Here is a 21320-nt window from a genome sequence, read left to right on the forward strand (position 1 = left end):
GTCACAGGCTTTCACCGGGACGGACGGACGGCTTCGTCGCCAGGACAGAAACCGCCTGCCCTCCTTGCGCCTTCCGCACAGTGGCGGGGATCACGAAGGCGGCGGCGACGGCCAGCAGCCCCAGCGCCGCCGACAGCAGGTACGTCTCGACGAAGCCCTGCTCGGCGGGCACCCCGGCGACGGCCCCGGAGGCCAGCACCATGGCCCCGAACTGCGCCCCGAACGTGCCGCCGATGCTCTTGGCGACGAACACCACGCCGCTGACCCCGGCCGCGCGCTCGCCGGGCACGTCGGCGGCCACGGCGTTGAGCCCGGCGGTGAGGCCGATGGAGGCGCCCAGCCCGATGACCGTCACCGCGACCATGATCTGCCAGGCGGCGGCGTGCCACAGGGCCAGCCCGCCGGTCCCGCCGCAGACGAGCACGCTGCCCAGCAGCAGCACCGCGCGCCGGCCGAGCAGCCTGGTCATCGGCCCGACCAGCGGCGCGATCACGGTGCCCGCGACGCCCATGGGGAACATGTAGATGCCGATCCACAGGGTGTCGGCGCCCTGGCCGTACCCGGTGCCGGCGGGGGCGGCCAGCATCATCGGCAGGGCGACGACGAGGCCGAAGGAGGCGAAGCCGAGCAGCACCCCCATGGCGGTCACCCCGGCCGGGGTGCGTCCGGCCAGCAGCCGCAGGTCCACGAGCGGGTCGGCGACGCGCAGCTCGACGACCGCCCACGGGCCCAGCGTCAGCACGGCGGCGGCGAACAGCGCGAGCGTGGCCGGGGCCGTCCAGCCCCAGCTGGGGACGGCGGTCAGGCCCAGCATGACCAGGGCCACGCCGCCGCCGAGCAGCAGCCCGCCCGCCCAGTCGACGCGGCCGCCGGCCGCGCGCGGGGTGGACGGCACGGTGAACCAGGCCAGCAGGGCGGCCGCCGCCACGCCGGCCACGGCCAGCAGGAACAGCGACCGGTAGCCGAAGGCCGAGCTGATCGGCCCGGCCAGGATGAGGCCGAGCGCGCTGGCCAGCGCGGCGACGCCGACGACCAGGCCGTTGCCGGTGGCGGCGCGCTCGGGGGTGAGGGTGTCGCGGAACAGCCCCACGGTCAGGGGCAGCACGCCCAGCCAGACGCCCTCGACCGCCATGCCGGTGATCAGCAGGGTGATGTTCGGCGCCAGGGCGGCGAGCAGGACCCCGGCGCCGCTGATCGCCATCAGCGCGAGCAGCACGCGCCGCTTGTCGTACATGTCGGCCAGGCGGCCGACGATGGGGGTGCTGATGGCCGAGCTGATCAGCGAGCCGGTGAAGATCCACGCGAGCGCGCCGGGCGAGGCCCCCAGGTCCTGCTGGACGAGCGGGAGCGCGGGCGAGAGCGTCATCTCCATGGTCTGGAGGACGCCGATGAACAACACCGGCGCGCCGATGACGCCGAAGCCGGATCTGGACATGGTTCTGCCTTTCGGGGTGGGGTGACGTGCGGCCGTGAGGTCCCCCCGAACCCCGGCCGTGATCTAGGCCGGTCCGAGCACCTTCGGCGTGATCAGCGCCAGGGCGGTCTCGACGAAGTACTCCTCGTCGGCCTCGCAGGCGCCGAGCACGACGTTCTGGCCGAGCCCGGACAGCAGGGCCTTCAGCGCGCGGGCCAGGCGCAGCGCCTGGTCAGCGGTGACGGCGGCGCCGCCGTGCTCGCGGCCGGTGAACAGCGCGGCGAGCTCGATCTCGGTCGACCTGATCGAGGCGGTGAGCCTGCGGCGCAGGTCGGGGTCGTTGAGCACGAGGTCGAGCACGCGGGTCTCGAACAACAGCCGGCCGGCCGCCTGCGGGTCGGCCGACATGCGCAGGAAGCGGCGGGCGATCTCGGCCACGACCTCCGCCAGCCGCGGGCCGTACCCCCCGGCCTCGGGCGTGCGCAGGTCGAGGGGGCCGACGTAGTCGTCGACCATGGCTGCCATCAGCCCGTTCTTGCCGCCGAACAGGGAGTAGACCGCGCCCGTGGTCAGGCCGGCCAGCTCGGTGATGTCCTCCAGCTTGGCCTTCGAGCCGTCCCTGCCGACGATCTCGCGGGCGGCCTCGATCAGCGCGCGCCTGTTGGCGGCCTTGCTTTCCGCTCTGTTCAGCCGCATGACATCTCCTGCATGCCGTAAAGATAATCTGATTTACTAGAATAATCCAGATTATCAGGAGGCCCGAAATGGACGTCGCCCCCCACCTGAGCCGCGTGCCCGACTTCACCGCGTTCCCGACGGTTGACGAGATGCACGCCGAGCTCGACGACCTCGCCGCCGCCCACCCCGGCCTGGTGCGCCTGCGCCGCATCGGCACCTCCCGCCTCGGCGAGCCGCTGCGCGTGGCCACCATCGGCGCGGGCCCCCATGACGCCGTGATCATCGGCGGTCCCCACCCCAACGAGCCCATCGGCGCCCTCACCGTCAGCACGCTGCTGCGGCAGCTCGTCGAGGACGCCGGGCTGCGGGAGGACTTCGGCTTCCGCTGGCACCTCATCCCCTGCGTCGACCCCGACGGCGCCCGGCTCAACGAGGGCTGGTACGCCCGGCCGAGCGACCGCCGCGCCTACGCCGAGCACTTCTACCGCCCGGCCGAGGCCGACCAGGTCGAATGGACCTTCCCGCTGACCGGCGAGGACTACTTCTTCGACCGCACGCTGCCGGAGACCGAGGCGCTGATGCGGCTGATGGACGAGGTCCGGCCCGCCCTGGTCTACTCCCTGCACAACGGCGAGCTCCAGGGCGCCTTCTACTACCTCAGCCGGAACGACCCCGCGCTCGCCGCCCGCCTGACCGCCGTCGCCACGGCCGAGGGCCTGCCCCTGCACATGGGGCCGCCGGAGCTGCCGGGCGCCGTCCAGATCGCGCCGGCGGCCTACCTGACCCCGCGCGGCGCCGACATCGGCGCGACGTACGGCATCGGCGGCGGCAGCGTCGACTACGCCGACCGCTTCGGCGCCCTGCACCTGGTCACCGAGCTGCCCTACTGGGCCGACCCCCGCGTCGCCGACCAGACCCCGACCGGGCAGAAGTACCACGAGACGATCCGCGACTGCCTGGCCGGGCAGCGCGAGCTGATCGGCGAGCTGGCCGCCTCCCTGGCCCGCGCCAAGGGCGACCTGACCGTGCGCTCGCCCTTCCGCCGGGCGCTGGAGGACTTCGTCGCCGGCCACGACGAGTTCATCGGCGAGTGGGAGGACCTGCCCGGCACCGACCGCCCGGCCACGGTGGCCGAGGTGGTCGGCGGCCGGCAGCTCGTGCACTCCATGCGGCTGCGGTACTGCGGCACCTACCTGCGCATGCTGGACGCCGAGCTGGCCGCGGGCAACGCGACGCCCGCCGTCCGGGCCGAGCGCGCCCGGCTCGGCGCGCGCTTCGAGGAGTGGTTCACCGAGGCCGGGGCCGACGCGCAGGGCACGCCGATCCCGCTGCGCTCGCTGGTCGCGGTCCAGCTCGGCGCGGCGCTGCTCGCGGCCGACGCCGTCAGGCGGGCAGGAGGGCGGTCAGCTCACGCCTGACCAGCGGCCAGGTACGGCTCTCCGGGTCGATGAGCACGAAGTGGCCCGCCCCCGGGACGCGCACCAGCGACGTCCCCGGGTGGGCCGCCAGGTAGGACTCCGAGACCTGGACGGGGACCCGCTCGTCCGCCGTGCCGTGCACGATCACCAGCGGGCCCGTCCGGTCCGGCAGCCGGGCCGGGTCCAGGCCGGGATGGTCGTCCGGCGATCCGCCGAGGAAGTCGGCCACCGCGCCGTCGTCGAGGTCCAGCCGCGCGGCCAGCCGCAGGTCGGCGACCGGGGCCAGGGCGAGGACGGCGGTGCCGTCCGGCGCGGCGCACATGGCGAGATGACCGCCGGCCGAGTGGCCGACGACCACCGAGGGACGCAGCAGGCCGATCGCGGCCCGCAGGTCCGCGACCGCCGCCGCCGGATCCCCCGGCCTGCGGCGGTACTCGACGGCGGCCACGCTGCACCCCGCCCGGTGCAGCGCGTTGGCCATGGGCCGCAGGTGCGTCCGGTCGTACTCCGGGCGCCAGAAGCCGCCGTGGACCAGTGCCACCACGGGTCCCTCGGCCGGCCAGAGGTCGATCACCTGGTCGGCGTCGGCCCCGTACCGCAGGGCGCGGAGCGGGCCGGGCGCCGGGCGGGTCAGGACGGCACGGTTCTCCACCCTCACCTCCGGCCGGACCGGCGGGAGCCGAGCCGGGCGAGCCCGGCCGCGCCCGCCGCCAGCAGCGCGGCGCCGAGCCCGGCGGCGGCCCCGGCCAGCAGCAGGTGCTGCCGCCGTACCCGCCGCCTGACCTGCGCGTACGGCACCGTGGAGAAGGACACCAGCTCGTACCGCGACACGTAGCGGCCGGGCAGCGCGCGTTCCAGCCGGTGCTCCACGCTCTTGGTCAGCCGGTGCACCGGGGAGGCGACCTTGTCGCGCATCTCGACGAAGTTGGCCAGCGCCATCTCGGCGATCGCGTCGGTGTCGTCCCTGCGCCGCAGCTCGAACAGCGGCAGCGCGCGGGACCAGTCGCCGCCGGTCTCCGTCAGGCATCGGTCGAGCACGGTCACGTCCTCGAAACCGCAGTTGGCGCCCTGGCCGTAGAAGGGCACGATGGCGTGCGCCGCGTCACCGATCAGGCCGACCCGGCCGTCCGTCTGCCACGGCGCGCAGCGGACGGTGCCGAGCCGGCCGACCGGGTTCTCCAGGTACTCCCGCACCAGACCGGGCGCGAGGGGGGGCACGTCCGGGTAGTGGGTGCGGAAGTGGCGTTCGATCGCGGCAGGGTCGCTCAGCGAGGCGAAGCTCGACGTGCCCTCGCTCGGCCAGAACATCGTGCAGGTGAAGGAGCGGTCGGGGTTGGGCAGCGCGATCATCATCGAGGTGCCGCGCGGCCAGATGTGCAGGGCGCCGGGGTCGAAGGCGAACTCGCCGGCCACGGGCGGGATCGTCAGCTCCTTGTAGCCGTGGCCGAGGAAGTCCAGGCTCTCCCGGACGCCCCGGTGGGCCACCAGCTCGGCCCGTACGGCCGAGCCGGCCCCGTCGGCGCCGAGCACCACGCCGGCCGTCGCGCGCACCGGGCCGGCCGCGGTGTCGAACTCCATCGCGCCGGTCGCCGGGTCCAGGCCGGTCAGCCGGTGCCCGAAGAAGATCTTCACGCCGGGTGCGGACTCCGCGGCGTCCAGCAGCGTGTCGTTGAGCGCGCCGCGGCTGATGGAGTTGATCGAGCGCACCCCGTCGTGGCTGTACGGCTGGAAGTTCAGCGGCCCGTCCACCGGGTGGATCATCCGGCCGCGCATCGGCAGCGCGCCGGCCATGACCTTCTCCTCCAGGCCGATCCGGCGCAGCGCGTCCAGCCCGCGTTCGGAGATGGCCAGGTTGATCGACCGGCCGCGCTCGGCGAGCCCGGCGCGCGGGTCGGGCCGCCGTTCGTAGACGGTCACGTCGAGGCCGCGCCGGGCCAGGTAGCAGGCGAGCAGGCAGCCGGTCAGGCCGGCGCCGACCACGGTGACGTTCATCGGTCCTCCTCGACGCACTCGGCCAGCGCGACGGCGGCGCGCCAGCAGTCGTGGTAGGTCGAGTACAGGGGCGTCGGCGCCAGGCGGACGACGTCCGGCTCGCGGGCGTCGGCGATCACCCCGTGCTCCTGGCGCAGCCGCCGGGTCAGCTCGGCCGCGCCGCCGCGCCCCACGCGCAGGGAGAGCTGGCAGCCCCGGCGGGCGGGGTCGCGCGGCGTGATCACCGTGAGCGGCCTGGTGGGGGTGACCCGGTCGAGCAGGCTCTCCAGGTACGCGGTGAGCCGTACGCTGCGGGCCCGCAGGGCGGTCATGCCGATCCGGTCGAAGACGCCGAGCGAGGTGCGCACCGGGCCCATCGCGTAGATCGGCGGGTTGGAGACCTGCCAGGCGTCGGCGCTGGCCGGCGGCCGGGAGACCGGCGCCATCTCGAACCGGGTCGCCTGCTCGGTGCTCCACCAGCCCTCCAGCCGCTGCAACGCCGGGTCGCCCAGGTGCCGCTGGTGGACGAACACGCCGCCGAGGGCGCCGGGCCCGGAGTTGAGGTACTTGTAGGAGCACCAGGCGGCGAAGTCCGGCCCCCACGCGTGCAGCTCCAGCGGCACGTTCCCGGCGGCGTGCGCCAGGTCCCAGCCGACGGCCGCGCCGCTCGCCCGGCCGGCCGCCGTGATCGCCGGGATGTCCATGAGCTCGCCGGTCAGGTAGTTGACGCCGCCCAGCAGGACCAGCGCGACAGTGTCGCCCTCGCGGTCCAGGAAGTCCAGCACCTCCCGGCCGTCGCGCAGCCGGACCACCGTCTCGTCCGGGTCGAGGCCGTGCAGGCGGGCCTGGCTGCGCACGGCGTAGCTGTCGCTGGGGAAGGCGGTGTCCTCGATGAGGATCCGGGTCCGCCTGCCTTGCGGCCGGTAGAACGAGACCATCAGCAGGTGCAGGTTGACCGTCAGCGAGTTCATCACCACGGTCTCCTCCGGCAGCGCGCCGACCAGCCGGGCGGCCGGGCCGGTGAGCCGCTCGTGGTAGGGCAGCCACGGCCGGGCCCCCTCCAGATGTCCCTCCACCCCGAGCCGGGCCCATGCCTCCAGGTCCTCGGCCAGTTCCGCCGCGGTCGCCCGGGGCTGGAGGCCCAGGGAGTTGCCGGCGAAGTAGGCGCACTCGGGGTGGCCGCCGCCGTCGGCGGGCGGGATCAGGAAGAGCTCGCGGTGGCCCGGGTCGTCGCGGTCGCGGCGGAGGGCGTCCTGCTCGGCGGGCTTCCAGTCGTCGGTCACGTGTCGTCCGTCCTTCACATGTGGGTCCGGGCGGACCACAGCTCGGGGAAGACCACCCGCGCCATGCTCCGTTCCAGCCAGGCCAGGCCGTTGGAGCCGCCGCTGCCGGGCTTGGCGCCCATCGACCGGCGGACCGCCGTCACATGCTGGTAGCGCCAGTCGCCGAACTGCTCGGCCACGTCGGTCAGCGCCTCGCCGAGCAGCCGCGGCGCGTTGCCGGGGCCGGTGTCGCGGTACACCTCGACCCAGGCCCGCTCGACGGCCGGGTGCGGCTCGTGCTCGACGGCGAAATCGCGTTCCAGCAGCTCGCGGGGCAGGTCGTGGCCGAGCCTGGCCAGCAGGGCGATGGCGTCGTCCCACAGGCTCGGCGACTCCAGGGTGGTGAGCAGGTCGCGGTGGGTGCGGTCCTGGCGTCTGAACGGGCGCAGCAGGGCGGGGTTCTTCAGCCCCAGCAGGAACTCCACGTGCCGGTACATCGCCGACTGCAGGCCGCTGGCCTCGCCGAGCTCGTCCCGGAAGCGGTTGAAGTCGGCGGGGGTCATCCAGCGTAGGCCGCGCCAGCTCGCGTTCAGGCCCTCCAGGTGCAGCGCGGTACGGCGGAGCGGGTCCAGCGCGGCCCACACGTCGTCGGCCCGCAGCTGCTCCTGCGCGTTGCGCAGCTCGAAGGCGATGAGCTTGAAGTACAGCTCCATCACCTGAGTGATCATCAGGAACGACATCTCGCCCGCGTCGTCGCTCATCGGGTGCTGCAGCTCGTGCAGCACGTCGGTGCGGACGTAGGCGTCGTAGGGGGTGCGGGTCTCGAAGTCCAGGGTGGGGGCTCCGCCCGTCGCCCTGGCTCTTGCGGCGCGTTCCTCCGCCGTGGTCGGCCGCACTGCCGATAACTGTCGCGTCGCGTCCACGCGCTTGCCCTTCTCTTAGCCTTGCTGTCCCCATGATGGCGTCGGAATGAAGGAGAAGGAATGCCATATGTAAGGCTATATCGCCATATAGGCTTATCTTTCGGTATAAATCGTGATTTGGGGCTTACGAACGGAAGGCGAGATCGTGGACGAGACCGACTGGGAGTTGCTGCGCGAGCTCCAGGACAACGCCCGGCTCTCCCTCAAGGAGTTGTCGCGCCGGATCCACCTGTCCGCGCCCGCCGTGGCCGACCGCGTCCGCAAGCTGGAGGAGTCGGGGGTGATCACCGGCTACCACGCGACGGTGGACCCGGTGCGGGCCGGCTGGCCGGTCTCGGCCTTCATCCGCATGTCCTGCTACGGCACCCGCTGCGTGCTGCGCGACCCCGAGGTGGCCGGCTGGCCGGAGGTCCGCGAGATCCACCGGGTCACCGGCGACGTGTGCAGCATCCTGCGGATCGTGGCGGTCTCCATGGTCGCCTTCGAGGACCTGATCGACCGCCTGGCGGTCTACGGGCCGCCGTCCAGCACCATGATCCTGTCCACCCCGCTCCCCGGCCATCCCCTCACCACCCCCGACGGCCCGTGATCCCGTCACGTCAGGCCCCGTCCACGAAGCCGTCGGTCCACGCGTCCGCGTCGAGCTCGACCTCGCCGTACCAGAAGCAGTCGGGCTCGTCCCGGAAGCCGGGCAGCGCCCGCGCCTCCGCTACGCGCCGCCGGGCCCGTTCCTCGCTGGAGTAGACGCCCAGCAGCTTGACGTCGTCCCCCTGGTCCTCCTGGGCCGAGAAGTCCCCGTCGCGGAAATGGACGACGTGCCCGTGCTCGTCCCGTGCGACATGGTGGACGTGCCAGAGGATGTAGACGCGCGGAGCGGGCATTTCGGAACCTCCGTCATTGAGCGTACCTACGACGACGAGGCGGGCCACGGGATCGTGCCGTCGTGGCAGAAGCGGGCGAAGGCGGTGGTCATCGTGTGGGCCAGGGCGTCCACCTGGGGGCCCGTGCCGGTCAGCGGGGTTCCGTGGGTGCCGAGGTAGAGGGGCACGTCTGCCAGGTGGCAGGCGCCCAGGGCGATGCCGCCGTGGCTCATCGGCGAGCGGTGCCCGCAGACGTGGTGCCAGGCGGGGCCGTGATGGGCGTCGGCGAGCTCCTGGGCGGGCCCGGCGAAGAGGTCGCCGGTGTCCAGGCCGTCCTGGCCGATCGCGGTGAACAGGCGGGTCTCCTCGGCCGTCGTCGTCACCAGCAGCGGGACGCGCGCGGCGGCGCCCGTCCTGACGGCCTCCACCGGGTGGACGGCCAGCAGGTCGCCGTCCACGACGGGCGCGGCGGGCAGCAGCCCAGCGGCCGGGGCGCAGGCGCGTACGGCGGCCTCCTCGGCGGCCATGAGCCCGGCCAGAGGCACGGCGTACGGGTCGCCGCCGAGCGCCGAACGTGCCGCCGAGGTCCAGGCGGCGGCCTCGGCGGGCGTGCGGAACCCGTACGGGACGGGGCTCATCGCCGCCGCCCTGGCGAACAGGCCGGGCGCGCACGTCATCAGGGCCAGCACGCAGGTGCCGCCCGCCGAGTGCCCGGCCAGGGTGACGTTCGCCGGGTCGCCGCCGAAGGCCGCGATGTTGGCGCGCACCCACTCCAGGGCGGCGATCTGGTCGCGCAGCGCCAGATTGGCCGGCACGCCGTCGCCGTGCCAGAAGCCCGGCAGGCCGAGCCGGTAGTTCACGGTCACCACGACCAGGCCGTGGTCGCGGGCCAGCGCGGTGCCGTCGTACATCGCCTGGGCCCCGGAGCCGAAGACGAACGCGCCGCCGTGCAGGAACACCAGCACGGGGCGGCGTCCCTCGGCGGAGGGCGTCCAGACGTTGAGGAACAGGCAGTCCTCGGCCGACGTGGCCGGGTCGATCTCCAGGCCCGGCACCCAGGCCATGCGGCCGGGCCGCTGCGGGGCGGGCGCGCCGGGGGTGCGGGCGTCGGCGACGCCCCGCCAGGGGCGCGCGGGCTCCGGCGCGGCCAGGCGGCGGGCGGGCGCGGCGTAGCGCACCCCCTTGAACGCGCGCACACCGTCGAGCCGGACGCCGCGCAACGCCCCGAGCGGCGTCTCGGCGACCGTCATCCCCCGAGCCCCAGGAAGGCGGCGGCGTTGCCGCCCAGGACGGCGGCGCGGCCCTCCTCGTCCAGCTCGGCGCAGGCGCGCACGACCGCGCCCGGCTCCTGCTCCCCCAGCGGGAACGGGAAGTCGGTGCCGAGCATGACGCGCTCGGCCCCCATCACCTCGACCAGCAGCCGCAGCGCGCGCGGGTCGAACACCGCCGAGTCCACGTAGAAGCGGTCGGTGTAGGCCGACGGCGGCCTCGGCGAGTGCTCGCGGACGATGTCGCGCTGGTGCCAGGCGTTGTCGGCCCGGCCCAGCAGGTAGGCGAAGCTGCCGCCGCCGTGGCAGAAGCACAGCCGCAGCGAGCCCGGCAGCCGCTCGAACGCCCCGGACAACATCAGCGACAGGATGCCGAGGTGGGTCTCGGCCGCCATGCCGACCAGCCACGGCATCATGTGGCCGCGCATGCGGTCGGCGCCGAGCATGTCCCAGGGGTGGACGAGCACCGGCATGTCCAGCTCGGCGCAGTGCGCGAGGAAGGCGACGATGTCGGGGTCGTCCAGGTTGCGCGGGCCGACGTGGTTGCCGATGTGCACGCCGCGGTGACCGGCGGCCTTGGCCTCGCTGACGGTCCGGGCCGCCAGGGCGGCGTCCTGCAACGGCACCTGGCACAGCGGCAGCAGCCGGTCGGGGGCCTGCGCGCAGTGGTCGAGCACGCGGTCGTTGACCATGGCGCACCACTCGGCGGCGCGGGCCGGGTCGGCCGCGTAGCCGAACAGCAGCGGGGTCGAGGAGACCGCCTGCACGGCCACGCCGGTGCGGTCCATGGCGGCCACCCGGGCACCGGGGTCCCACAGCTCCGGCGTGACCGGGCGGTAGTCGTCCTCGCCGCTCATCATCATGCCGTCGCGCAGCCACGGCTCACCGGCCCCGGCGAGCGTCCTGGCCTCCTCGCGGGAGATCCGCGGGAAGACGTGCGCGTGCACGTCGATCATGGTCACCGGACCACCGGCCGCAGGTGGTCCGGCCAGTCCTTGCCGGGGTGCTCGGCGCCGCAGTGGGGGCAGGTGCGGTCGCCCTCGTGGAAGGCGCGGAAGACCGGCGGCAGGTCGTCGACGATCGACTGGAGCTGCACCTCGGCGCGGTGGACCAGGCGGTGGCAGTTGACGCAGTACCACTCGAAGGCGTCCAGCGCGCCCTGCGGGCGGGCGAACTCCACGACCAGGCCGATCGAGCCGGGCACCGGCCGCTGCGGCGAGTGCCGCACGTGCGGCGGCAGCAGGAAGACGTCGCCCTCCCCGATCTGCACGTCCACCGGCGGCTTGCCCTCCTCCTCCATGACCCGCAGCACCATGCCGCCCCTGAGCTGGTAGAAGAACTCCTCGATCGGGTCGTCGTGGAAGTCGGTGCGCTGGTTGGGCCCGCCCACGATCGTCACCATGAGGTCGGCGTCCTTCCAGATCTGCGCGTTGCCGACTGGCGGCTTGAGCAGGTCCTGGTGCTCGTCGATCCACTTGTTCAGGTTGAAGGGGGGGATCATGCCTGGCTCCTTTGCGGGACGAGGGCGATGCAGGAGATCTCGATCAGCAGGTGCGGGTGCGGGAGCTGGTGGACGGCGACCGTGGTGCGGGCGGGGCCGCTCTCGTCGAAGTACTCGCCGTAGACCTCGTTGTAGCCGCCGAAGTCGTTCATGCTGACCAGGTACGCGGTCACGTTCACCACGTCGTCCAGGCCGCCTCCGGCGGCGGCGAGCAGGTCGGCGATGTTGTCGATCACCGCCCTGGTCTGCTCGCGGATGTCCAGGCTGGTGGTGCCCAGCTCGTCGGCGCTCGCCCCGGCGAAGGAGCCGTCGGGGCGGCGCGAGCTGGTGCCCGACACGAACACGAAGTCGCCGGCCCGCTTGACGTGCGGGAACCGGCCGCGGGGCCGGGCCTTGCCCTCGACCAGCAGCGCGTCGCTCATCGGGTGGTCACCTCCACGTGTCCGAGCCCGGCGGCGCCGACGCGTACGTGCGCCCCGGCGGGCAGCGGCACCGCCGCCGTGGCCGCGCCGGCCAGGACGATCCAGCCGGCCTCCATCTCGATCCCGGCCGCCCTGGTCAGCCGGGCGGCCGCGGTCAGCGCGCGCAGCGGGTGGCCGAGGATGGCCGCCGACGAGCCGCCGGCGACCTGGCGGCCGTCGATCTCCATGACCAGGCCGAGGTTGCCGAGGTCGCCGGCGTCCTGCGGGCGGCGCCAGGGGCCGACGCCGAAGCCGCTGGCCGAGGCGTTGTCGGCGATGACGTCGGGCAGGGTGAAGCTGAAGCCCTCGTAGCGGGAGTCGAGCACCTCGTAACCGACCGCGACGCCGCTGACGGCCGAGGCCACGTCGGCCGTGCCGCGCACCGGGCGGTCGAGCAGGAACGCGATCTCCGGCTCGATCCGCGGGTGGATCAGCCCGGCGGTGTCGAGCCGGGACTCCACCAGCATGGCGTCGGTGAGCAGGCCCCAGATGACGTCGTCCACGCCCATCTGGGCCATCTTGGCGCGGCTGGTGAAGCCCATCTTGACGCCGATCAGCCGCTCGCCGCGGGCCAGCCGCCGTTCGATCAGGGCGCGCTGCACCTCGTACGCGGCGGGCACGTCGAGGTCGGCCGTGTCCGTCAGGCGGGGGATGGCGCGGCCGGTCAGGGTGGCCTCGTCCAGGCGTTCGGCGAGCGCGTTCACCGCTCCTCCTTCTCGTCGTCGGCGGCGAAGGCGGCGCGGACGTCGCCCAGCCCGTCGATGCGGGCCTCCAGCACGTCGCCCGGACCCACCGGGACGACCGGGCCGAGCGCCCCGGTCAGCACGGTGTCGCCGGCCTGAAGCGGGCGGCCGAGCGCGGCCAGCGTGTCGGCCAGCCAGACCGCGGCGTGCAGCGGGTGGCCCAGGCAGGCCGCGCCGACGCCGGTCGAGACCTGCTCGCCGCGCCGTTCGATGACCATCCCGGCCAGCCGCAGGTCCACGTCGCGCAGCGGCACCGGGCGGTTGCCGAGGACGTACAGGCCGGAGGAGGCGTTGTCGGCGACGGTGTCGGCCAGGGTGATGTCCCAGTCGCGGATGCGGCTGCCGACGACCTCGATCGCGGGCAGCGCGAACGCCGTCGCGGCGATCACGTCGGCGACCGTGTGGCGCTCGTGCGGCAGGTCGCGGTCGAGCACGAGCGCGACCTCGGCCTCGGCGCGCGGCTGGAGCACCGCGCCGGCCGGGATCTCCTCGCCGTCGGGCACCGCCATGTCGGCGAACAGCACGCCGAAGTCGGGCGAGCCGACGCCGAGCTGCCGCTGCACGGCCTTGCTGGTCAGCCCGACCTTGCGGCCGGTGATCCGCCTGCCCTCGCCGAGCCAGTGCTCGGTGAGCAGGCTCTGCACCGCGTAGGCCGCCTCCAGGCCGTCGACCAGGTCGCGGACCGGCTCGCACGGGCGGCCGGACGCGTACGCCTCCAGCAGCCGCGCGGCGGCGGCGCGATGGTTGTCTGTCACTTCTGTCCTCATATCTTGACGCACACGTTGACCGGCTCGGAGAAGAAGTCGAGCGAGTACTCGCCGCCCTCCCGCCCGATGCCGGAGGCCTTCACGCCGCCGAACGGGGTGCGCAGGTCGCGCAGGTTCCAGCAGTTGACCCAGACGATGCCGGCCTGGATCCGGGGCGCCACGCGGTGGGCGCGCGACAGGTCGGTGGTCCACACCGTGGCGGCCAGGCCGTACGGGCTGTCGTTGGCCAGCCGGACGGCCTCGTCCTCGTCGTCGAAGGGGGCGACGTGGCAGATGGGGCCGAAGACCTCCTCGCGGACGGTCCTGGCGTGCGGCGGCAGGCCGGTGATCACGGTCGGCTCGACGTGGAAGCCGCCGTCGCGGGCGTCGCCGAACTCCGGCACGCCTCCTCCGGCCAGCACCGTCGCGCCCTCCTCGACGGCCAGGCGGTAGTAGGACAGCACCTTGTCGCGGTGCTCGGCCGAGATCATCGGCCCGTAGCCGCGCAGGCCCCTGGCCCGCTCGGCCAGCGCCCGGGTGAACGCCTCGAAGATCGGGCGCTGGACGTAGACGCGCTCGGTGCACAGGCAGATCTGGCCGGAGTGGGTGAAGCTGGAGCGGATCGTGCCCTCGACGGCCTCCTCCAGGTCGGCGTCGGCGAAGACCAGGGCCGGGTTCTTGCCGCCGAGCTCGAAGGAGACCGGGGTGACGTGCGCGGCGGCGTTGCGCATGATGGCGCTGCCGGTGGCCGAGGCGCCGGTGAAGGCGATGGCGTCCACGCCGGGGTGCGCGGTCAGGTGCTCGCCGGCCGCCCCCGCGCCGTGGCCGTGGACCAGGTTGAACGCGCCGGCCGGCAGGCCCGCCGCGTCGATCACCTCGGCCAGCAGGGTGGCGGTGGAGGGGGTCTCCTCCGACGGCTTGGCGACGACGGCGTTGCCCGCGGCCAGGGCGGGCGCGACCTTCCAGGTGAGCAGCAGCAGCGGCAGGTTCCACGGCGAGATGACGGCGACCACGCCGAGCGGGCGGCGCACGGTGTAGTTGAGCGCCTCCCCGCTGCCGCTCCAGGCCGGGACGCTGGTGGAGTAGGCCCGCTCGGGACGGCCGTAGGCCAGGTCGGCGTAGGCGCGGAAGTTGCCGGCGGCGCGCGGGATGTCCACCGTCGCGGCCAGCTCGCGCGGCTTGCCGGTGTCGGCGGCCTCGGCCTCGACGAACTCCTCGAACCTGGCCTCGATCCCGTCGGCGATCCGGCGCAGGTACGCGCACCGCTCCTCGGTGGAGGCGGCTCCCCAGGGGCCGTCGAGGGCGGCGCGGGCGGCCCGGACCGCCTCGTCGACGGTCTCGCGGGACGCCTCGGGGACGGCTCCGACGGTGCGGCCGTCGACGGGCGAGATGAGGGGGAAGTCCGTCCCCGCCGTCGTGAAGACGCCGTTGACGTAGTGCGCGGGCTTCATGGTCGACATTCTGCTTATGGCTCGACATAACAGTCCAATACCGAAATGTCGCCTGACTATCCTTATTTCGTTATATGTCGGTTCTGCTATGCCTGCCGACCGAATCGGTATTCGTTCTGGCATACCACCAGCGTGCATCCTCTTCCGTACCCTCATTCGGAAGGCACAGAGAGATGGACACAGATCGCCGCCTGGCCGCCCGCCGCGTCTCGCGGGCCGCCTTCATCGGCACCGCCATCGAGTGGTACGACTTCTTCCTCTACGGCACCGCCGCGGCCCTCGTCTTCAACAAGCAGTTCTTCCCCGCCATGGACCCGGTCGCCGGCTCCATCGCCTCCTTCGGCACCATGACCGTGGGCTTCCTCGCCCGCCCGCTCGGCGGCATCGTCTTCGGCCACTTCGGCGACCGGATCGGGCGGCGCAACACGCTCGTCGTCTCGCTGCTCATCATGGGGATCGGCACCACGCTGATCGGCGTGCTGCCGACGTACGACAGCCTGGGCGTGTGGGCGGCGGTGCTGCTCGTGGTGATGCGCATCGCCCAGGGCATCGGCCTGGGCGGCGAGCTCGGCGGCGCGGTGGTCCTGACTATGGAGCACGCGCCGAAGGGCCGGCGCGGCCTGTTCGGGGCGTTCCCGATGATGGGCACCCCGGCGGGCATGTTGTGCGCCAACGCCGTCTTCCTCGGCACGTCCTCGCTGCTGGGCGAGGAGAGCTTCATGGCCTGGGGCTGGCGGGTGCCGTTCCTGCTCAGCATCGTGCTGGTGGCGGTCGGCCTGTACCTGCGGCTGCGCATCGAGGAGAGCCCCGACTACGCCGACCTGGTCGAGCGGCGCAAGCCGGTCAAGCTGCCGATCGCGGTGGTGCTGCGCGACCACTGGCGCGAGGTGGTGCACACGATCGGCGTGATCATCGGCAACAGCGCGCTGGCCTACATCTTCATGGTCTACATCCTCGGCTACGGCGAGGCCGCGGCCGGTCTGTCGCGGACGTTCCTGCTGAGCTGCGTGATCGGCGGCGCCGCCGTGTGGCTGGTGACCGCGCCGCTGTGGGCCCACCTCGGCGACCGGCACGGGCTGCGTTCCGTCTTCGCCTGGGGCTCGGTGGTGCTGCTGGCCGGCGCCCTGGCGATCCTGCCGGTCGTCAACACCGGCAACAAGCCCCTCATCGTGCTGTTCATGCTGGTGATGGGCGCGGTCCTGGCCATGACGCACGCACCGCAGGGCACGCTGACCGCCAGCTTCTTCCCGGTCGCCATCCGGTACTCCGGCACGTCGGTGGCCTACCAGCTCGCCTCGCTGCTGGGCGGCGGGATCACGCCGCTGGTGGCCGCCTCGCTGTTCGCCTCGACCGGGACCTCGGTGTCGATCACCGTCTACCTGGCCGTGGTGACGGTCATCAGCCTGGTCGCCGCCCTGCTGATCCCCCGCAACGACGCCGAACGCCTGGGCGACCAGCCGGTTCCCGCCGACATAGCGAAATAGGGCAGGTTCTCCCTGGTCATATGATGATTTCGTGGTATCTCGTCCGCTGGACCTGCTGAGCGGCCGGCTCAAGCTGCGGCATCTCGTGCTCGTGACCACCATCGCCGAGCAGGGCGGCGTCCTGCGCGCCGCCGAGCACCTCCACCTGGCCCAGCCCGCCGTGACCCGGGGGCTGCGGGAGGTGGAGCAGATCCTCGGGGTGGAGCTGTTCACCCGCGGATCGCGCGGCGTCACCCCCACCCTCTTCGGCGAGGCGTTCATCGACCACGCCCGCGCCGTGCAGGCCGAGCTGCGCCGCGCCGGCGAGCGCATCGCCGGCCTGGCCGACGGCACGGCCGGCACGGTCACCGTCGGCACCCTGCTGGCCGCCACGAACGTGCTGCTGCCCCGCTCGATCGCGGCGCTCAAGGCCGAGCGGCCGGGCATCACCGTGATCGTCAAGGAGGGCACGTTCGACTCGCTGGTCCCCCAGCTCACCGGCGGCGACCTCGACCTGATCCTGGGCCGGCTCAATCCGATCGAGGACCGCCCGGACCTGCGCCAGATCCCCCTCTACAACGAGCCCGTGCTGCTGGTCGCCCGCGCCGGGCACCCGGCCGCGCACGCCCGCGCGCTGGCCGGCCTGCTGGACTACCCGTGGATCCTGCCGCTGGAGCAGACCTCGCTGCGGCGGGAGCTGGAGCAGGTGTTCCACCGCAACGGGCTGCCGCTGCCGCCCGACCGCACCGAATGCACCTCCATCCTGACGATCCGCTCCCTGCTGCTCGGCACGGACATGATCGCCGCGCTGCCCGCGCTCTTCGTCAGGACCGACCCCCAGCTCCTCGAACTCCAGGTGCCGCTGCCGTCGGTGCGCCGCTCGGTGGGGGCCACCCTGCCCGGGGCCCGCGCCCTGACGCCCGCGGGCAAGGTCATGCTCGCCCACCTCCAGCAGCAGGCGCGACGCCTCGACACCGGCCAGGACGCCGGGGACACCGAGGACACGGGAGGCGCCGGAGGCCCGTCCGGCGCGGCGCCGGTGGGAGACTGAAGGGCATGGTGGCAGGAGCCGGGTTCGAGCCCGAGTCCGTACGCGTCATCCGGCGGCTGCGCGACGACATCCTCGACGGCGTCCGCCCGCCGGGCAGCAAGCTCGTCGAGCGCGACCTGGCCACCGAGCTCGGCGTGAGCCGGGTGCCGGTGCGCGACGCCCTGGCCACCCTGGCCGCCGAGGGGCTGGTGACGTTGCGGCCCCGCACCTGGGCCGTGGTGCGCGAGTTCACCGCCCGCGACGTCGCCGACCTGGTGGAGGTGCGTTCGGCGTTCGAGGCCGTCACCTTCCAGCTCGCCGCCCGGCGGCACGACGCGCAGGGCCTGCGGCGGCTGCGCGCCGACCTCGACGCGGAGCTGCGGGCGGCGCGCGCCGGCGACGCGGTCCGCGCCCGGCGGGCCGCCGCCGACTTCCACGAGACGGCCACCGCCATCGCGGGCAACGACCTGCTGGTCGAGGTGGGGCAGGTGCTGCGCAGCCGGATGCGCTGGCTGCTCGGCCGGCACGACGACCTCCAGGTGGTCGCCGACGAGCACCGCGAGCTCTACGAGGCGATCGCCGCCCGCGACGTGGCCCGCGTCGGCGAGCTGGTCGCCCGGCACGTGGCGACCAGCGGCCGGCTCATCGGCGAGCACGTCGACCGCCGCCGGCCCACGGGCCCCTGACCCGCGCGGGCGTCCAGAAGGCCGCCGTCGCGGTCAGGCGTCCAGGAGCACGGCGCGGGCGTCAGGCGTCCAGGAGCACCTCACCGTCGCGGGTGACCACCCGGCCGCCGGCGACCACGAGTGCCCGCGGCGGCACCCGCACGAGCGCGTCCGGCACGTTCTCGGCGTCGACGAGCACGACGTCGGCCCGCGCGCCCGCGACGAGGTCGTGCCGGTCACGGTGCACGAACGGCGCCGCCTTGGTCGTGGCCAGCTCCACGGCGGCGGTGAGGTCGTCGTCGGAGCGCAGGCCGTACAGCCGGGCGAAGCCGAGGGCGATGCGCAGCAGGTCGCCGTCGCCGAACGGCGACCACAGGTCCCTGATCCCGTCGGTGCCCAGGCCGAGGCCGATGCCGCGCTCGGCCATGCCCCGCCACGGGAGGGGCGCGGTGCGCACCGGCGCGACCGTCGTCCAGGAGATGCCCGCCGCGGCCAGGTCGTCGAGCAGACCGCGCTGCCGTTCGGGGGCCAGGTCGCCGAGGGCGAAGCCGTGGGAGACGGTGACCTTGCCCTGCAGGCCGGTCCTGAGCGTGCGGTCGATGATCAGCTCGTACTGGAACGCGCCCAGCTCGCCGCCGTCGTGCAGGTGGATGTCCAGGCCGACGCCGCGCCGCTCGGCGATCTCGAACAGGCCGTCGAGCTGGGCGACCGGGTCCCGGTCGATGGTGGCGGGGTCGATGCCGCCGATGCTGGTGGCGCCCGCCCGCGCGGCCTGGTCGAGCAGGTCGAGCACGCCGGGCCGGCGGACGACGCCGTCCTGCGGGAAGGCCACGATCTCGACCTCGATCGCCCCGTCGAGCCGTGCCACGGCCTCGCGCACGGCCTCGATGCCGCGCAGCCCGACGCCGAGGTCGACGTCGACGTGGGTGCGGGTGGCCGTGGTGCCGTGCCGCAGGAACTCGCGCAGCACCGCCACCGTGCCGTCGACGCCCGGGATGCCGTGCTTGTCGCGTTCGGCGCGCTCGTGCTCGATGCGGCCCTGCGTGGTCGCCACCCCGCCGTACGACACCCAGGGCCGGCCCCACCAGCTCTTGTCGACGTGGGCGTGGGCGTTGACGAATCCGGGCAGGGCCAGCAGGCCGCGGCCGTCGATGCGCTCGCCAGCGGGCGGGGCGGTCCCGGCCGGGAGCACGGCGGCGATCCGGGTACCGTCGATAATCAGGTCCACGGGGGCGCCGCCCCAGGGGCGCACGTTGGAGATCGTCCAGGAAGTCACCCGAAAAATGGTATACCAAAAACGGATCGTCCCTGGCGGAGGGCCCTGTCACGCCGTCGTCCAGTCGTTGTCGTAGCCGTTTGGGAAAATCGGCACGGGCCGCGACAGGCGCGGCCCCATCGCCCGGAGAGAGGTGGTCCGATGGGCCCAGAGGTCTTCGACAGCCGTGACATCGGCCAGACGGAGGAGTTCCTCAGCAAGGCATACGCCAAGATGCGCATCGGCTCCGACGTGAAGAACCCCCGCACCCAGATCTCCCGCCAGGTCATGGGCTCGGTGAGCATCGACCGGCTCAATCTCGAATACGCGATGAGCTTCGACGTCAACCCGCTCGGCAAGGTGTGCCTGTGCACGGTCGAGACGGGCACCATCGCCCAGCAGGTCGCCGGCGGGCCCGACGAGCTCTTCGGCCCCGGCGACACCGTGCTGTTCGCCCCGCACGACCTGCCCTACACCGGCGAGATCCGCCGCTCGCGCTACGACATCATCATGTTCGACCCCGCGCTGCTGCAGCAGGTGGCCGGCACGCTGCCCGGCCGCCGGGCCGAGCCGATCCGGCTGGTGGGGCACCGCCCGGTCTCCGCCGCCGCCGGCCGCCACCTGCGGCGCACGCTCGACTACCTGCGCGACGACGTCCTGGCCGCCCCCGAGCTGGCCGCCGAGCCGCTGGTCGTCTCCACCGCCGGGCAACTCCTGGCCGCGAGCGTGCTCACCGCCCTGCCCACCAACGCCGGCCAGGCCGCCGCCCCCGGCCCGGCCCGGCCCGAGGCGCTGCGCCGGGCGACGGCCTTCATCGACGACCACGCCGACCTGCCCATCGGCATCGACGAGATCGCCACCGCCGCCCGGGTCAGCGCCCGCGCCCTCCAGTACGCCTTCCGCCGGCACCTCGGCACCACCCCGCTGGCCTACCTCCGCCAGGCCCGGCTGGCCCGCGCCCACGCCGAGCTGAAGGCCGGCTCTCCCGCCACCACGGTGACCGCCGTCGCCGCCCGCTGGGGCTTCTTCCACCCCGGGCGCTTCGCCCAGCTCTACCGGGCCGCCTTCGGCTGCTCGCCCGGCGACACCCTCCGCTCCGCGGCCGGGCCCCGCCGCGACTGATCCGCCGATGCCCCGTTTCGTTCTGTGGACAGGAGTCAGCCGAATTCTTCGTCCCGTGTGCTGACCCGCCACCGCCGAAGGCTCAAGGGTTGGAGGCGAGCACCGATCGCCGCGGCACGGAGGAGATGATCGCGATTGAGTTCCGGCCGTAGCGGCGACATGGCGCGTCCACGGCGAGGCCGTAGCCGCAGGCCAGGCGATCGAGAGGCCGCCCGGTCGGGGCGGCCGGGCCCTCCGGGTGAGCGCGTCGGTCACGTGATCGAGCCGATCCCGCCGCCGGCCTGTGATGCCTGACCTCGTTCGTCCGCCGTCGCACCCGTCCGCCCTGCCCTCCGGCCGGACGGGCTTTCGTGCTGCCCGGCCTCTGGTGACGGCGTGACCCCTCTGAGCCTGAGCTGCCGCGACCTGCCCGGCGGCGTGCTGGTGACCGTGCTCGGCGAGCTCGACGCCTCCAACTCGCCGCGGCTGGAGTCCTTCACCGAGCGGCACCTGCGGCCCGGGGCGGGCATGGTGCTCGACCTGGGCGGGCTGAGCTTCATGGACAGCCGCGGCCTGCACGTGCTGTTACGGCTCAACGCCGCGGTGCTCGAACAGGGAGGCGTCCTGCGCCTGGCCGGCGTGCAGGAGCTGCCCGCGCGCGTCCTGCGGGTCACCGGCGTGTGGTCCTCGCTGAGCGTCCACGCCGACGTGGGCGACGCCGTGGCCGCGATGGGCGCGCAGCGTCCCGACGGTCTCCGCGAGTCGTCGTGAGCGGCTGCCGCCGCACCTCGGCGTTCGGGGCTGAAGATCATGAGTACCGGCTCTAGAATCCGGATGACCAACAAACACGATTGTTCCGTCAATGACCTCGATCACGGCCTCCTGATTGGGGCCGTCCGCGAGGTCACCAGCAGGACAGTCCTGACAACGTCGTAGGACACGAGGGTGACATGAGCGAAGCGATGACCGGTGGCTCCCGTTCCGCGTCCGGGGGCGCCGAGGTCGGCGAGCTTCGGCTGCGTCAGCTGCTCGGCGGGCTGACGGCGGTCCGGGACGGCGACTTCCGCACCCGTCTGCCCGAGGACGCCGACGGGTTGCTGGGCGAGATCG

The 21320-nt window shown here is 73.6% G+C and carries 22 protein-coding genes; 7 read left to right on the forward strand and 15 right to left on the reverse strand.

The genetic code is table 11. The annotated features are described in order from the left end of the window. Position 1 precedes the first annotated feature (1 nt). The gene (locus ACIBQ8_RS43675; protein ID WP_397195081.1) at positions 2 to 1435 is read right to left on the reverse strand and encodes an MFS transporter; all 1434 of its coding nucleotides are present in this window, start codon (positions 1433 to 1435) and stop codon (positions 2 to 4) included. Positions 1436 to 1498: 63 nt separating this feature from the next. Further along, the gene (locus tag ACIBQ8_RS43680) at positions 1499 to 2110 is read right to left on the reverse strand and encodes a TetR/AcrR family transcriptional regulator (RefSeq protein WP_397174294.1); all 612 of its coding nucleotides are present in this window, start codon (positions 2108 to 2110) and stop codon (positions 1499 to 1501) included. Positions 2111 to 2178: 68 nt separating this feature from the next. Between ACIBQ8_RS43680 and ACIBQ8_RS43685 the strand changes: the two genes are divergently transcribed. Then, complete coding sequence (locus ACIBQ8_RS43685) at positions 2179 to 3510, forward strand: M14 family zinc carboxypeptidase (protein WP_397195082.1); 1332 nt, start codon at positions 2179 to 2181, stop codon at positions 3508 to 3510. On the opposite strand, the gene ACIBQ8_RS43690 is transcribed toward ACIBQ8_RS43685, so the two are convergent. From ACIBQ8_RS43690 to ACIBQ8_RS43705, 4 genes are read right to left on the reverse strand one after another with little or no spacing between them, the layout of a single operon-like run. Then, positions 3476 to 4162, reverse strand: a complete 687-nt coding sequence (locus tag ACIBQ8_RS43690; RefSeq protein WP_397195083.1) for an alpha/beta hydrolase family protein — start codon at positions 4160 to 4162, stop codon at positions 3476 to 3478. The genes ACIBQ8_RS43685 and ACIBQ8_RS43690 overlap by 35 nt on opposite strands. A 2-nt stretch (positions 4163 to 4164) precedes the next feature. Then, entirely contained in the window at positions 4165 to 5502 is a 1338-nt protein-coding gene (locus ACIBQ8_RS43695; RefSeq protein ID WP_397174288.1) for an FAD-dependent oxidoreductase, read from the reverse strand. After that, positions 5499 to 6764: a kynureninase gene (gene kynU / locus ACIBQ8_RS43700; protein WP_397195084.1), complete on the reverse strand. Its 1266-nt coding sequence runs from the start codon at positions 6762 to 6764 to the stop codon at positions 5499 to 5501. Before kynU ends, ACIBQ8_RS43695 begins: the two co-directional genes overlap by 4 nt. A 14-nt stretch (positions 6765 to 6778) precedes the next feature. Then, the gene (locus ACIBQ8_RS43705) at positions 6779 to 7639 is read right to left on the reverse strand and encodes a tryptophan 2,3-dioxygenase (protein WP_397195085.1); all 861 of its coding nucleotides are present in this window, start codon (positions 7637 to 7639) and stop codon (positions 6779 to 6781) included. 172 nt (positions 7640 to 7811) lie between these two features. Here ACIBQ8_RS43705 and ACIBQ8_RS43710 point away from each other — a divergent pair, with 172 nt between their 5' ends. Then, entirely contained in the window at positions 7812 to 8255 is a 444-nt protein-coding gene (locus ACIBQ8_RS43710; protein WP_352325099.1) for an Lrp/AsnC family transcriptional regulator, read from the forward strand. Positions 8256 to 8265: 10 nt separating this feature from the next. On the opposite strand, the gene ACIBQ8_RS43715 is transcribed toward ACIBQ8_RS43710, so the two are convergent. Genes ACIBQ8_RS43715 through ACIBQ8_RS43750 form a run of 8 tightly spaced genes read right to left on the reverse strand, consistent with a single transcriptional unit; the run spans position 8266 to position 14696 of the window. Continuing rightward, the gene (locus ACIBQ8_RS43715) at positions 8266 to 8547 is read right to left on the reverse strand and encodes a hypothetical protein (protein WP_397195086.1); all 282 of its coding nucleotides are present in this window, start codon (positions 8545 to 8547) and stop codon (positions 8266 to 8268) included. Between the two features lie 26 nt (positions 8548 to 8573). Further along, positions 8574 to 9776 carry an alpha/beta fold hydrolase gene (locus ACIBQ8_RS43720; RefSeq protein ID WP_397195087.1) on the reverse strand — a complete coding sequence of 401 codons (1203 nt, stop codon included), beginning with the start codon at positions 9774 to 9776 and terminating at the stop codon, positions 8574 to 8576. Next, complete coding sequence (locus tag ACIBQ8_RS43725) at positions 9773 to 10750, reverse strand: amidohydrolase family protein (RefSeq protein ID WP_397195093.1); 978 nt, start codon at positions 10748 to 10750, stop codon at positions 9773 to 9775. Before ACIBQ8_RS43725 ends, ACIBQ8_RS43720 begins: the two co-directional genes overlap by 4 nt. A gap of 2 nt (positions 10751 to 10752) precedes the next feature. Beyond that, positions 10753 to 11295, reverse strand: a complete 543-nt coding sequence (locus ACIBQ8_RS43730; RefSeq protein WP_357981713.1) for a 3-hydroxyanthranilate 3,4-dioxygenase — start codon at positions 11293 to 11295, stop codon at positions 10753 to 10755. Continuing rightward, positions 11292 to 11717, reverse strand: coding sequence for a RidA family protein (locus ACIBQ8_RS43735; protein WP_397174284.1), 426 nt, complete (start codon positions 11715 to 11717; stop codon positions 11292 to 11294). The genes ACIBQ8_RS43730 and ACIBQ8_RS43735 overlap by 4 nt, the downstream gene beginning before the upstream one ends. After that, complete coding sequence (locus ACIBQ8_RS43740) at positions 11714 to 12460, reverse strand: 2-keto-4-pentenoate hydratase (protein ID WP_397195088.1); 747 nt, start codon at positions 12458 to 12460, stop codon at positions 11714 to 11716. The genes ACIBQ8_RS43735 and ACIBQ8_RS43740 overlap by 4 nt, the downstream gene beginning before the upstream one ends. Continuing rightward, the gene (locus ACIBQ8_RS43745) at positions 12457 to 13254 is read right to left on the reverse strand and encodes a 2-keto-4-pentenoate hydratase (protein WP_397174281.1); all 798 of its coding nucleotides are present in this window, start codon (positions 13252 to 13254) and stop codon (positions 12457 to 12459) included. The genes ACIBQ8_RS43740 and ACIBQ8_RS43745 overlap by 4 nt, the downstream gene beginning before the upstream one ends. Positions 13255 to 13262: 8 nt before the next feature. Then, positions 13263 to 14696, reverse strand: a complete 1434-nt coding sequence (locus tag ACIBQ8_RS43750; RefSeq protein WP_397195089.1) for a 2-hydroxymuconic semialdehyde dehydrogenase — start codon at positions 14694 to 14696, stop codon at positions 13263 to 13265. A 173-nt stretch (positions 14697 to 14869) separates the two neighbouring features. Between ACIBQ8_RS43750 and ACIBQ8_RS43755 the strand changes: the two genes are divergently transcribed. Genes ACIBQ8_RS43755 through ACIBQ8_RS43765 form a run of 3 tightly spaced genes read left to right on the forward strand, consistent with a single transcriptional unit; the run spans position 14870 to position 17875 of the window. Then, positions 14870 to 16180: an MFS transporter gene (locus ACIBQ8_RS43755; protein WP_397174277.1), complete on the forward strand. Its 1311-nt coding sequence runs from the start codon at positions 14870 to 14872 to the stop codon at positions 16178 to 16180. A gap of 31 nt (positions 16181 to 16211) precedes the next feature. Beyond that, positions 16212 to 17210, forward strand: a complete 999-nt coding sequence (locus ACIBQ8_RS43760) for a LysR substrate-binding domain-containing protein (protein ID WP_397195090.1) — start codon at positions 16212 to 16214, stop codon at positions 17208 to 17210. 5 nt (positions 17211 to 17215) lie between these two features. Next, a complete protein-coding gene (locus ACIBQ8_RS43765) occupies positions 17216 to 17875 on the forward strand; it encodes a GntR family transcriptional regulator (protein ID WP_397195091.1) in 660 nt (219 codons plus the stop codon). 61 nt (positions 17876 to 17936) lie between these two features. Here ACIBQ8_RS43765 and ACIBQ8_RS43770 read toward each other — a convergent pair whose 3' ends face one another. Then, positions 17937 to 19130: an amidohydrolase gene (locus tag ACIBQ8_RS43770; RefSeq protein ID WP_397195092.1), complete on the reverse strand. Its 1194-nt coding sequence runs from the start codon at positions 19128 to 19130 to the stop codon at positions 17937 to 17939. A gap of 141 nt (positions 19131 to 19271) precedes the next feature. Here ACIBQ8_RS43770 and ACIBQ8_RS43775 point away from each other — a divergent pair, with 141 nt between their 5' ends. After that, positions 19272 to 20231, forward strand: a complete 960-nt coding sequence (locus ACIBQ8_RS43775; RefSeq protein ID WP_397174270.1) for a helix-turn-helix transcriptional regulator — start codon at positions 19272 to 19274, stop codon at positions 20229 to 20231. Positions 20232 to 20606: 375 nt separating this feature from the next. Continuing rightward, positions 20607 to 20981: an STAS domain-containing protein gene (locus ACIBQ8_RS43780; RefSeq protein ID WP_397174268.1), complete on the forward strand. Its 375-nt coding sequence runs from the start codon at positions 20607 to 20609 to the stop codon at positions 20979 to 20981. Positions 20982 to 21320 lie beyond the last annotated feature (339 nt).

Source organism: Nonomuraea sp. NPDC049646 (assembly GCF_044465525.1).
Classification (GTDB): Bacteria; Actinomycetota; Actinomycetes; order Streptosporangiales; family Streptosporangiaceae; genus Nonomuraea.